At 38.1% G+C, this 12,536-nt stretch carries 13 protein-coding genes; 9 read left to right on the top strand and 4 right to left on the bottom strand.

Going from position 1 to position 12,536, the window contains the following annotated elements; translation table 11 throughout:
- Nucleotides 1–146: 146 nt before the first annotated feature.
- The 4 genes from EFY79_RS09165 (at nucleotide 147) to EFY79_RS09180 (ending at nucleotide 2,915) form a co-directional block, all read left to right on the top strand.
- Nucleotides 147–617: a hypothetical protein gene (locus EFY79_RS09165; protein WP_123120402.1), complete on the top strand. Its 471-nt coding sequence runs from the start codon at nucleotides 147–149 to the stop codon at nucleotides 615–617.
- A gap of 131 nt (nucleotides 618–748) precedes the next feature.
- Nucleotides 749–1,477 (top strand): SIMPL domain-containing protein, encoded by a 729-nt coding sequence (locus EFY79_RS09170; RefSeq protein WP_123120403.1) that lies wholly within the window; start codon nucleotides 749–751, stop codon nucleotides 1,475–1,477.
- 91 nt (nucleotides 1,478–1,568) lie between these two features.
- Nucleotides 1,569–1,967, top strand: a complete 399-nt coding sequence (locus EFY79_RS09175) for a GNAT family N-acetyltransferase (protein ID WP_233577965.1) — start codon at nucleotides 1,569–1,571, stop codon at nucleotides 1,965–1,967.
- A gap of 45 nt (nucleotides 1,968–2,012) precedes the next feature.
- Nucleotides 2,013–2,915, top strand: coding sequence for a DUF5996 family protein (locus EFY79_RS09180; RefSeq protein WP_123120404.1), 903 nt, complete (start codon nucleotides 2,013–2,015; stop codon nucleotides 2,913–2,915).
- A 77-nt stretch (nucleotides 2,916–2,992) separates the two neighbouring features.
- Here EFY79_RS09180 and EFY79_RS09185 read toward each other — a convergent pair whose 3' ends face one another.
- From EFY79_RS09185 to hisS, 4 genes are all read right to left on the bottom strand, one after another.
- Entirely contained in the window at nucleotides 2,993–4,183 is a 1,191-nt protein-coding gene (locus EFY79_RS09185) for an FtsX-like permease family protein (RefSeq protein ID WP_123120405.1), read from the bottom strand.
- 65 nt (nucleotides 4,184–4,248) lie between these two features.
- On the bottom strand, nucleotides 4,249–4,890 hold the full coding sequence (locus EFY79_RS09190; protein WP_123120406.1) for an ATP-binding cassette domain-containing protein: 642 nt from the start codon (nucleotides 4,888–4,890) through the stop codon (nucleotides 4,249–4,251).
- A gap of 24 nt (nucleotides 4,891–4,914) precedes the next feature.
- Nucleotides 4,915–6,567 (bottom strand): DUF4836 family protein, encoded by a 1,653-nt coding sequence (locus EFY79_RS09195; RefSeq protein ID WP_123120407.1) that lies wholly within the window; start codon nucleotides 6,565–6,567, stop codon nucleotides 4,915–4,917.
- Nucleotides 6,568–6,630: 63 nt separating this feature from the next.
- Nucleotides 6,631–8,055, bottom strand: coding sequence for a histidine--tRNA ligase (gene hisS / locus EFY79_RS09200; RefSeq protein ID WP_233577966.1), 1,425 nt, complete (start codon nucleotides 8,053–8,055; stop codon nucleotides 6,631–6,633).
- Nucleotides 8,056–8,312: 257 nt separating this feature from the next.
- Between hisS and EFY79_RS09205 the strand changes: the two genes are divergently transcribed.
- From EFY79_RS09205 to EFY79_RS09225, 5 genes are all read left to right on the top strand, one after another.
- The gene (locus EFY79_RS09205) at nucleotides 8,313–8,564 is read left to right on the top strand and encodes a hypothetical protein (RefSeq protein ID WP_148041891.1); all 252 of its coding nucleotides are present in this window, start codon (nucleotides 8,313–8,315) and stop codon (nucleotides 8,562–8,564) included.
- Nucleotides 8,561–9,493: a PstS family phosphate ABC transporter substrate-binding protein gene (locus tag EFY79_RS09210; protein ID WP_123120410.1), complete on the top strand. Its 933-nt coding sequence runs from the start codon at nucleotides 8,561–8,563 to the stop codon at nucleotides 9,491–9,493. The genes EFY79_RS09205 and EFY79_RS09210 overlap by 4 nt, the downstream gene beginning before the upstream one ends.
- Nucleotides 9,494–9,538: 45 nt before the next feature.
- Nucleotides 9,539–11,215, top strand: coding sequence for a tetratricopeptide repeat protein (locus tag EFY79_RS09215; RefSeq protein WP_123120411.1), 1,677 nt, complete (start codon nucleotides 9,539–9,541; stop codon nucleotides 11,213–11,215).
- 170 nt (nucleotides 11,216–11,385) lie between these two features.
- Entirely contained in the window at nucleotides 11,386–11,787 is a 402-nt protein-coding gene (locus EFY79_RS09220; RefSeq protein ID WP_233577967.1) for an NADH-quinone oxidoreductase subunit A, read from the top strand.
- 138 nt (nucleotides 11,788–11,925) lie between these two features.
- Nucleotides 11,926–12,510 carry an NADH-quinone oxidoreductase subunit B gene (locus EFY79_RS09225; RefSeq protein ID WP_123120412.1) on the top strand — a complete coding sequence of 195 codons (585 nt, stop codon included), beginning with the start codon at nucleotides 11,926–11,928 and terminating at the stop codon, nucleotides 12,508–12,510.
- Nucleotides 12,511–12,536: the final 26 nt, after the last annotated feature.

Here is a 12,536-nt window from a genome sequence, read left to right on the forward strand (position 1 = left end):
AGGCATGCATGCAATATTTTAGACCTGTTTCCGTTGTAAGAATGGTTTTTGATAAATAGCTTGCCAGATGATGGCAACTTGCCCGAAACCATATAATACCGGGTAATTTACTTTGCCCTAATAGCCCTATATAAACTGAAAAACCATTGAAAAGTCATTTCCTGATTTTGGCGTTGCTACTTGCTTTCGGGCGATCAGCCAAAGCGCAGGAAGTTATCAGGCAGGCTTCTTGCTTTAATGCTACACTTCAATCGCAATCAGATAGTATAAAAAAAGAAATGGCTGCACAGGGCTTTATCCTGGTGCGCGAGGCCAGCATGTCAATGGAAAGCGGATATGAAATGCCGGTAATAGTTCCGCTAACCCAGGGAACGTGGTATCATTTTGCATTTATCGGGGATTTGTCTTCAAAATTGTATGAACTGAGGATGTACGATTACAATGAAAAGCAGGTAATTTATCAAAAGCACTACGGCGACGGCATGGAAAGCAACATCATCAGTTTTTCTTACATTCCGCAGTTTACAGAATACCACATGATAAAACCTGTGCAGGTAAATAAAAAGAAAAAAGAAGATATCTGTGGCTACATAATGATGTTTAAAAAGGTAAAATAATTTTTCGCTTCTTCGATCTTTAGTCAAATCCTTCGCCTTTATTAGAATAAAAAAACTGTTATTTATTTATTTACTGGCTTAAGTTCCATAAAATATTTTTTTAAAAGAATATCTTTATCAAAACGGCCATTATGCGAATCATCTCTTCAGCCATTATAGGTATAGCATTTATTATCGGGCTTTTTATTGTGGGCAATGCGTATAAATCCCGCTCAAAAGCGCAGGAAACTATTAGCGTTACAGGCTCTGCAGAAAAAGATTTTGTAAGCGATTTGATAGTTTGGAAAGGCACCTATTCAAGGAAATCCATGGATTTGAAAAGCGCCTATGCGCAGCTAAAGGAAGATGAAAATACGGTCAGGGCTTATCTTGGTAGCAAAGGAATTGAAAGCAGCGAAATGGTTTTTTCCTCAGTTAATATCATGAAAGAATTTGATTATCCGTTGGATGAAAACGGCCGCTCACTCGGACAAAGATTTTCAGGATACAATCTTACACAAACAGTCAGGATTGAGTCGAAAAACGTGGACAAGATTAACCAGATTTCAAGAGAAGCCACAGAACTGATTCAAAAAGGAATTGAGTTTAATTCGCAGGCCCCCTTATTTTATTATACCAGACTAACAGAAATAAAAATGGATTTGTTGGCTAAGGCCAGCGCCGATGGCAAGCAGCGTGCAGGTATAGTTGCGAAAAACGCAGGCAGTTCATTAGGCAAATTAAAGAAAGCCACTCTTGGAGTATTCCAGATTACAGGGAAAAACTCTGATGAAGATTACACTTATGGCGGCGCTTTCAATACATCAAGCCTTAATAAAACCGGCTCTATCACCATCAGGATGGAATTTGCAGTGGATTAATATTACCAACCCGGCTAATTTTACTTTCCATCATTCGATTGCTATACAGATTAATAGCATAGTGCTGTTTGAAAAAAACGCTCAGATTATTATGACAACTCACTACCATCCATACATGGAACAGAATTGGGTATCTTTAAATATACATCCGAAATTTAATCGTATGAAAGACGAAAATATTTACACAACTGAGCCCGTGCAACTCGAATGGGACGACAAAAACAGGGGCCGCTTTTTTATCACTATGAATGAACAGGAAGTGGCTGAAATGATTATTGGCCGTGACGGCAACGACGTAATAGTGTATCATACAGAAGTGTTACCAGAAGCAGAAGGGAAAGGGCTGGCAAAGAAATTATTGGAATCAATGGTAGCTTATGTAAGAGAAAATAATTTGCAGGTTGTTGTGCTTTGTCCGTATGTGTTTGCACAATTCAGAAGACATCCTGAAACGTACGCAGACATTTGGAAAAATAAACCGGGGCAATAAGAAAGTGGACATACAAATTTTATAGTTGAATAAAATAAATTTTTTATGGATACAAAATGGCCGGTGCTTTCTTACAAAAAAGGCAAAGCTAGTTATGATACTTTGCACATGTTTACCCAAATTGTTGGCAAAATAAAACTCGCAACGCTTCCGTGGGTCAATCATTCATGGCACATTACCTTGCACATTACTCCTGTGGGACTCACTACTCACACAATGCCTTTTAAAAATAAAAATTTTCAGATTGATTTTAATTTTATAGACCACGAGTTGAAAATTACGACCGATAAAAATGAATCTGCAAATTTCGCGATGCACGGAATTTCAGTTGCTGACTTTTATAAAAAGATTTTTGAATTACTAAATGATCTTGAAATCCACGTTAAGATAAAACCGGTTCCTGTTGAATTGGCCAACCCGATTCCGTTTGAAGAAGATACGATTCATGCCACTTATGATTTTGGTCACGTTACTGCTTTTCATGCTGCCTTGTTGAAAATCCAGGACGTGTTTATGGAATTCCGAAGCGGCTTCAAAGGAAAATCAAGTCCTATTCATTTTTTCTGGGGAGGTTTTGATCTGGCGCTTTCATTTTTTTCCGGACGTCGCGCACCGAAACATGCGGGCGGCGTTCCAGGCATGCCTGATTGGGTGGCAGAAGAAGCTTATTGCCGGGAAGTCAGCAGCGCCGGCTTTTGGACAGGGAATGAAACCTTTCCTGAGCCCGCATTTTACGCTTATTTATATCCTGAGCCGGAAGGTTATAAAACAGCAAAAGTGCTTCCCGAAGGCGCTTATTACCATACCACTTTAGGCGAATTTATCTTGCCCTATTCAATAGTGCAGCAATCAGAAAATCCTGGAGAAAAGTTATTGGATTTTCTGCACAGTACCTACAATATTGGAGCAGATTTGGCACATTGGGACAGGGACATACTCGAAAATTAAATGATTAGGGAAAAGAAATAACCGCTGAGATTTATTCTCCAATCTTCAAAAGCGGTAATAAGATACTTTTTATTTTATTAGAAAATTTTTTCTAATTCTTTTTTAACCAGCCGCCCGTTTATAAAAATAGTTAAGGCCAGTAAGAAGATTGCTGTTATCCAAACTTTCCAATCCAATATATAAGAGAGCTTACCGGCCTGTGCAAATGGCAATTGTATAAACAGCCAATGAATTATTTCAGTGAATATGATTGAAATGATTATAATGAAAAGATAGACCGGTAGCCATGTTTTCGCCACGCTTTTCGCCAGCCATTTTGGTGAGTAGCCCAGTGTGAGCAACAGTTGCAAATTGTCTTTGCTTTTGGCTATTATCAATTGCAGGTAAAACGAAAAAAGCATCAGCGCCAAAATGATCACGAGAACACCGAAGGCTCCAATCACGCTCACAATATTTTGTAAAAAACCTTTGATGCGGCTGAATTTTACTTTGTCTTTATTGAGATGGTATCCCTGTTGGTCGAGATATGAAATTAATTTGGGATCGTTGGCATCTTTCGTTTTTATGTAAACCCTTGAGGCATGTACTGCCGTGTCTTTCATAAAATATCCGTTGCTCCAGTTCAAAAATGATTTTGGAACGAGCAAGGAATTAATGCGATCACTAAGGCCAACAATATGTCCTTTAAAGTTTTGCGTTCCGAAAGGCCCTGAGCATTCTAAAATAATATTTACTGATGATATAGTTTTTGCAGAAAGTTGTGGCAATCCCTGCGCCGGAGCAAATACATTATACATTTCTAAAAAATCTGAAGAAAAAATTATGGGCACCGTTAACTGCCCGGGCTGCCAGTTAAAATCCGGAGGAAGAGTATCAATATAATTATTATCAATACTTTCTAAAAAAAGATCAGTACTGAAAGGAATAATATCGCCTGCAGTGGCGCGCACCCTGAATTTGTTGGAGATTAATGGTGCCACGCCTGCGATACCAGGTGCCTGTTCCAAATGCAGGATATCCGCGTTGGTAAAACTATTATCCTTTCCCATATTGTCATTGGTAATGGTTTTGGAAATAGAAATAAAATCATAGCCGCCGCTCTTTCTCGGACTATTTTCCTGTAGTAGTTGTTGGATATTTACAAACATCTGCACCGAAACCAGTAAAAGGAATACTCCGATTCCCAAACCAAAATAGCCAATCCATTTTGAAAAAATATTTTTCACCGGCATGATGAAAGGCTTGATATTTTTGTAGGATAAGGGCATTGGTGGTTGAGAGTTGAGGGTTTAGTGGTTTAGTGAAGCCATAAATAAATTGATTTTTTATTTTGTTACAGGTAGATAATTTTTTCTTCTTTAAAAAAATCCAAAGGTTTCAAATCGGCGAAAATCATGGCGGCGTTGCGTTTTACACATTCTTCATAAATTAATTCCATCGCTTTTTTCCGGTTGTCTTCATCAAGATGGCTGTAAGGCTCATCTAATAACAGAAAATCAAAGGGCTGCATCAAAGCGCGTATGATAGCAATGCGTTGTTGCTCGCCATAGCTACATGTTTTTACCTGCTGCTGAAGCTTGCTTTCGATGCCCAGCCTTTTGGCCATTACAGTGATTTGTTCCTTGGTATGGAAAGGATCTAAGATTCTTTTTATCTCAATATTTTCCATGACTGTATGTTTTTCAAACAAACGCAAATCCTGGAAAATAATACTAATCTTGTTTTGCCTGAATGCAGAAAATCTTTCAACTGAAAGATTTTTTATATCCTCATCATCATAAAAAACTGAGCCTGAATAGTCTTTTCTTAATCCATATATAAAATGAACGAGGGAAGTTTTTCCACTGCCTGATGGGGCTACGATATGCAAATGTTCCCCCTTATGTATGGCAATTTTTTTTTCCCACACTTCTGAATTTTCCCAGTTTTCTTTGCTGATATATTTAGGAGCAACATTATTCAGAGTTATCGTCATCCTGCATTTTTTAAAACAGTAATTCTATTTAACAGTATCCACGGGAGGCACAACCAGCAAGGAATCCAACTGGCTCATATTATTTGCCTGCTCAGCTTTTTCCTGCTGGTGAATCAGATACAGTTGATCAATATAATGGCTTAATTGTTTTAGGCTATTGCTGTCTTTATTTATAAAATTGATATTGGTGTGAAAGCTGAAGCCGCCATCATTAAATTCGCCGCCGGTTGAAATAATATTATTCCACAAGTTCAGGCTTTGTTCAATTAATTGTTTTCTGCCAGGTTTTTCATTTGCAACAGCAGAAAATTGTGCAAGAAGTTTATGAACATCAAAATAAAAAGCAACGGGATGTCCGGAAAGTTCTTTATCAAAATCAAATTTACTATTGGACTTTCCTTCGAGGTATTGACTCGCAAAAGAAGCTGAATTGCTTATCGCTAACAGTTTGTCATTTGTTTGAATATTTACCAGCGAGTCTTTGCCAAGAGCACCTGAAGTTTTCATGGCGGCCGCCAAAAGCTTATTCATGCTCGGTTTGTCCGCTACGCCGGCTGAAAAGAGAAACCTGAAATCGGGATTTATTTTGGAGGAATCTTTGCTGATTTTTAAATCTGTAATAGCTGCCAGCCAATTGCCATCGGTTGCTTTGGAAAAATCATCCAGGTTAAATCCCATACTCTGCGTGTAGGTATTTATCATACCGTCCATTCCGGTTAATTTTATCATCTCTGTAATACCGGCTGGTTTAAAGTTTGCGGCCAGCAATCCTATCACATCAGTTGAAGGAATTTTTGCTATCATATCCATATTGATATTGTTGCCCAAATTCTTTTTTACAATATCTGTTAATTCCTTGCCCAAATAAAATTTCTGTGACACGTCAACATGGCCATTTTCAAAATTAATTGCATAAGTAGTTTGATTGTCTTTCACAAATGCATCTAACTTCAGCATTCCCAACATGCCAAGATTGCCGGAATTCCTGATTAGCGCATCATTGTTTTGGTAAACATGGATATCTCCTTTTTCTTTTAAAAGCGAAGCGTAGATTTTATTCTCTGCAAGCGAGCTGTCCGCTTTTAAAGAAAATAATTTTTTGCAAAGGGATATAAACTCTGCGCTCCTGTCTGCCGGGGGAGTATTGATTGGGGTATCACCTTCATTTTCCCCTTTCTCAAAATGGTATTTTCCATTTTCAGGATTCATTACATAAATAAAATAATTTTTATTCCAGCCAACCACATTATTTTCTTTGAGGTTCATAATACTGAGCTCGCCATCTTTTGTGGCAGGCTGCCCCGTTGAAAAGTTATTATTGAATTGGCCAAAATCACTTTCATGGTTGATTTTGCCTTCGGCGGCTACATATCTTTTGCCATTGTGTACTGCAGTAAAAAATACTAATCCATTGTCGAAATCAATGCCGCTTGATGCCGGATTTTCAAGAAGTTTCCTGCTCCATTCCTGCATTGATGAATCAGCAATAATTTTTTTATATACAGCAGTTTGTTGAATATCATTCCACGACATTTTCTTACTCAGCGACTGCAAATCTATTTGTGCGACAAATCCTGCATTTTCAGGAATCATTTTTCCTGCTTCATTTTGCTTGCCGCAGGAAGAAAAGAATAAAACGATTAGGCTCAGGATGGCTGCGGATAAAAAAGATTTCATTGAATTATTTTTAAGTAAAGAAATTAATGTTTATTTAAATGTAAGTGTATTTTTTTAAAGACATCAGAACCGAAGGAATGCTGCGGTTAAGTATTTAAATAAATCATTCTGGGCAATTGTTTCCTGGGTTCCTTTCTCAAGATTTTTTATCACGCAGCTTTTGTCCTGCATCTCTTTTGAACCGATGATAACCGCATAACCGATATTTTTTCTGGTCGCATATTTAAATTGTTTTTCCATTTTTGAATCCTCATAAAACAGTTCGCATTTTATATCGTTGCGCCGCAGTTGCTGCATTAATTGATACGCGTTTTTGCTTTCTTCTTTTCCAAGGTTAAAAAACAATACCTGCGTGGGCTCATATATATTTTCCGGGAAAAGATTTAGTTCTTCCAACACATCATAAATCCGGTCAAGCCCAAAGCTAATGCCAACGCCGGGTACACCCGGAACGCCGAATAAACCCGTTAGATTATCATACCGGCCTCCGCCGCCAATGCTTCCCATCTGTACATTTTTTGCTTTCACTTCGTAAATAGTTCCGGTATAATAATTTAATCCGCGGGCTAAAGTAAAATCTACTTTAATTGTTGCTTTACTGTCTTCGCTTAAAGAACTATTGAGATAACTGAGTATAAATTCTAATTCTTCAATTCCTTTTTTTCCCGAATCAGTGGCGCCCACAATTTCTTTCACGCGGTCTAATTTTTCATGGTTTGTACCATTAAGCGACACATAATTTTCAATGACTGACATATTTTTTTCAGAAAAGCCTGCTGCAGAAAGCTCTTCCTTTACTTTGCTGATTCCTATTTTTTCAAGCTTATCGATCGCTATCGTCAGTTCGTTTAATTTATCTGTTGACTGGGTAACTTCAGCCAGCGCAGCAAGAATTTTTCTGTTGTTTATTTTTAAATCTACCGGAAGCTTTAATTTCTTAAACACATCTATATAAATTTCTGTTAGCTCGGTATCACTTATCAGGGAGTGCGTACCCGCTATATCTGCATCACACTGCAGGAATTCTCTGTAGCGGCCCTTTTGCGGCCTGTCGGCGCGCCACACAGGTTGTATCTGGTAGCGTTTAAATGGCAGAGTAAGTTTTCCAAAATTCATCGCCACGTATCGTGCAAACGGGATGGTGAGATCATACCGCAAGGCCCTTTCAGTAATTTGCTTATTGTTTTTTCCTGCCAGCACATGTTCAAAATTCAGTACCGCCTGTGCTCTTTTTGAGGGATTGTCTAATCCATTATTTAAAATTTTAAAAATCAGTTTATCTCCTTCTTCTCCATATTTACCCATCAGCGTTTCCAGGTTTTCCAGTGATGGAGTTTCTAACGGGTCAAAACCGTATAGCTCGAAAATATTTTTAATGGTATCTGTGATATATTTTCTTCTGCGCAGGGTATCTGCCCCAAAGTCGCGTGTTCCCTGTGGTAATGATGGCTTCATAATATTCTTTCCGGCTGATTTTCTTTTTGGCAAAACTATTATTTAATTGTTGGAATGTTTATTGTTTGTCCTTTCGGGGGCGAAGCGATCCCATTATTGCATGAGAAGCCGAAATATGGAAATTGAGTGATTATGCATCTTTTAAGGAAAGTAAGTTTAACAGTTTTATTGCATCGCCATAAAAATTATAGGCATCTTTATTTTAAACGAAATTAAAAATAGCAGGAGCGTGTAAAGTGTGGGAATTTCTCCATTTTATTATATCTTGCCGTTTGTCAAAAAAAAGTGATATGAGTTTGGAAGAATTCGAAAACACGCCTGATACAAAAACCAAGCGGTATGTTTTGATGAGGACTATTACTGATTTGGGTATGGGAATTATTTACGTAGGAGTAGGAGTCGTAATTTTATTGGCTAAGCAGTTTAATTTTCAAAGTGTTTTTACAGTTGGAATTCTTGCAAAGATTTTTGCTGTGATGGTTATTATCTACGGAAGCTGGAGAATATACCGCGGACTCAAAAAAAAATATTTCAAGGAATGATGATTAGGAAGAATATAAGGATTTCAATAATTGCCGGTTCTCTGATAGCGCTTTTTTCTATTTTTTTTATAAGTTGCCATCAAAGTAAAAGAACCGATTTAGATACGCCAAGCAGTGGAACTATTCATATCAGCGTAGATGAAAGTTTTAAGCCGGTTATTGATTCTCAAATCAAAGTTTTTGAAGCATTATATCCTAAGGCAAAAATCATTGCCGAATATAAACCGGAAGCAGAATGTTTCAAAGATTTGATAAAAGATAGCACCCACATGATAATTGTTACGCGTGGGCTTACTCCCGAAGAAGAAAAATTTTATAAGGATAGTTTAAGTTATTCGCCCACATGGTCTAAGGTAGCCAATGATGCTATTGCCGTGATAGAAAATCGTGAGTCAAAAGATTCATTGCTTACTATGGAGCAGATTAGGGGCATATTAGACGGAAGTACCGGCGATACAACACTCGCCGTTTTTGATGGTCTGAAAGAGACCAGCACTGTGAGGTTTGCGGTAGATTCTATTTTAAGGGGAAAACCTTTGGATCCTAAAAAAGTTTTTGCAGAAGATGGAAGCCAGCAGGTAATTGATTATGTTTCTACTCATACGGGAGTTTTGGGTTTTGTAGGCGTAAGCTGGATTGGGAATCCCGAGGATAGCAGCCAGTTATCTTTTCTTAATAAAGTAAGGATAGCTTCTATTAAATGTTCCTGCCCTGAAGAATCTTATATTCAACCTTACCAGGCAAACATTATTTTAAAAAGATACCCAATGGTACGCGGTTTGTATTATATTTTAAAAGAAAATTATAATGGACTGGGAAGCGGCTTTGCTACTTTCCTGGAATATGAACGGGGGCAATTGATATTTAGCAGGGCTTATCTTGCTCCGGCAAAAATGAATTTCACCATACGCAAGGCGAACAACGAATAGATTCGAAATCAAAACCAGTAATTATAAAAAGTAAAATTTGAAAAAATGAAAAAAATCGGACTTGTTGCATCTTTAATTTTAATGGCTAATTTCTTGTTTGCTCAAAGCGTTAGCGACGGAAGAAAATTATTGGCCCGTGAGAGGTATCAAAGTGCAGAGGATGTTTTTAAGCAAATCCTGGCGAAAGATCCTAAGAATACAGAAGCGGCCTACTGGCTCGGCCAGACTTATCTTGACGAAGACCGGCCCTATGTGGATACAGCGGCTGCCAAGGATTTGTATCAAAAAACTCTTCAGGCCAATCCAAATGATGCCTTGCTCATGATAGGCATGGGGCAGATTGACATTATGGAAGGAAACAAAGATGCTGCGAAAAACAAATTTGAAACCGCCATCGACAATACCAAAAAGAGAAATCTTCCGGACATATTATATGCGGTGGGAAGAGCTAATATTGAACCGAAAGGTGGCGATATTATGTATGGCATTGAAAAATTAAAGGAAGCCGCAGAAAGAGATAAAAAAAATGCGGAAATCTATAATGAAATCGGGCTTGGCTATTGGAAACTTCATGATGGAGGAAACGCAACTTCAAATTTCCAGACTGCCTTATCCCTTGATCCTTCTGATGCCATGGCCAACTTTTACATCGGTAGAATTTTTGAAACCCAGGGATATGGCCAGGAGCCTATCTACATGAGATATTATCAAGATGCAATCAAAGCAGACCCCGCTTATGCACCGGTTTATTATTGGTTGTATTCTTATTATTACACACGTGACGTAAACAAAGCCGCCGAATATCTGAACAAATACATTGCAAATGCAGACAACGATTCAAGAAACTGTTATGCAAAAGCGTCTTTATTATTTGTATCGAAAAAATACCAGGAATCAATTACACAGGCAGATGCGTGTATCGATTCTACCGGCAATAAATCTGATCCAAATTTATACGGTTTGAAAGGTTACGCATACAATGAAATGGGCGATTCACTGAAGGCAAAAGCAGCATTTGAACAATTTTTCTCTGTAGCAAATCCTGATAAAATCGGTCCTAACGATTATAAAACTTATGGCGAGATATTATTAAAAATTCCAGGGCAGGAAGCCGCGGGCATAAGTTATATTAACAAAGCGATTGAGCTGGATACGTTAAAGGCTAACAAAATCAAATATGCTAAAGACGTCGCGCAAAACCTGGCAAATGCCAAAAAATATGCAGAGGCGGGAAAATGGTTTGGGAGAGTTTTGCAACTTGACAGCAGCTACGGTAAAACAGATCTTTTTTATGCAGGATACAATGATTTACTCGGTCAGAATTACGTAACCGCAGATTCTGTTTTTAAATTATATCAGCAAAAATACCCTGAAGATGCTTATGGCTGGTATTTGGGCGGACATGCTGTAGAAGGAATTGATACAGCAGAAACAGGAATGGCTAAGCCTCTTTATGAAAAAGTGATTGCCATTGCAGATACTACCCAGGATAAGGCTTCCATAAAAGATAAGCTAGTGCCATCTTTAAGATATATGGTGGCTTATTATTATAATATTCAGCACCAGGTTGATTCTGCAATTATGTATAATAATAAGATTCTTGAGATAGAACCTACAGATGCAACCGCTTTAAAAACGAAGGAAGCTTTGGACACCGTACAAAAGCAGCAAAAATCAGCGGCCGATAAAGCCCAAAAGCCTGCAGCCGATACTAAGAAATAATATTTTATTCTTTTGAATTAAAAAAACTTCCGCCAGCCGGAAGTTTTTTGTTTATGCAGCCATGACTAATTAGAAAAATCTTTCAATTTGACAATTAAAAACTGCGATATGATTTCTGTCATGGATTATTGGCAGAGCTATCTTACTTTTGCAACATTAAACTTCAAGTTTTGATATACAATTTGTTACAGATCCAGGCCGTGAACAGCACCTCCAATTATCTACCAATCGGCATTCAGTTAATATTTGCTTTGGGACTTTTATCGCTGATGATTTACGGCACCAGCGTGCTTGGGCCTAAAAGAAAAACTTCGGATAAGCTGATCAACTTTGAAGGCGGGATTGAAATAAAAGGTAATGCAAGAAAACCCATTGCGGTTAAATATTTTCTTGTAGCTATCTTGTTTGTTTTGTTTGATGTAGAAGTAATTTTCTTCTATCCTTATGCTGTAAATTTCAGGGAATTGGGCTGGAGGGGTTTTGGTGCAATTTGTATGTTTACTGGCTTATTTCTTACCGGATATTATTATGTCATTAAGAAAGGAGGATTAAATTGGGAAGATGAAAGTTAATGTGACGATGTGATAATTAGCTAATGTGCTAATGTTGAAAATGTGAAATGGAAGAGTCTATAAAAAAATATATTTCAAAAAATGAAGTTAGCTAATTAGCAAATAAGCTGATTAGCTAATTGGCTAATTAAAGAAATTATGGCACGTCCTGTTCAATATAATATAACCAACAAACCACTGGAAAAACCAATTTCAATTGTTTCTTCTCCCGAGGGATATGAGGGCCAGGGATATTTTTCCTCAAAGCTCAGCGACATCGTTGGGTTAGCAAGAAAAAATTCAATCTGGCCTTTGCCGTTTGCTACAAGTTGTTGCGGCATTGAATTTATGGCGCTTATGGCGTCTCATTACGATCTGGCCAGGTTTGGTTCTGAAAGAGTCAGCTTTACGCCACGCCAGTGTGACCTTTTAATGGTGATAGGTACTATTGCGAAGAAAATGGCGCCCGTAGTTAAGCAGGTTTATTTGCAAATGGCAGAGCCGCGTTGGGTGTTGGCAATGGGTGCCTGCGCCAGTAGTGGAGGCATATTTGATACCTATTCAGTGCTTCAGGGTATCGACCAGGTGATCCCCGTGGATGTATATGTGCCCGGCTGCCCTCCGCGCCCGGAAGCTGTAATTGACGGAATCCTGCGTGTACAGGAGCTTGTAGGGCACGAAGATTTAAGGAGAAGACATTCGGATCAATATAAAGAGTTGATGGAAACTTATGGGATTCAATAAATAAAGAACCATTACAAAATGTAGTT

The organism is Hanamia caeni (genome assembly GCF_003721595.1).
Lineage (GTDB): Bacteria > Bacteroidota > Bacteroidia > Chitinophagales > Chitinophagaceae > Ginsengibacter > Ginsengibacter caeni.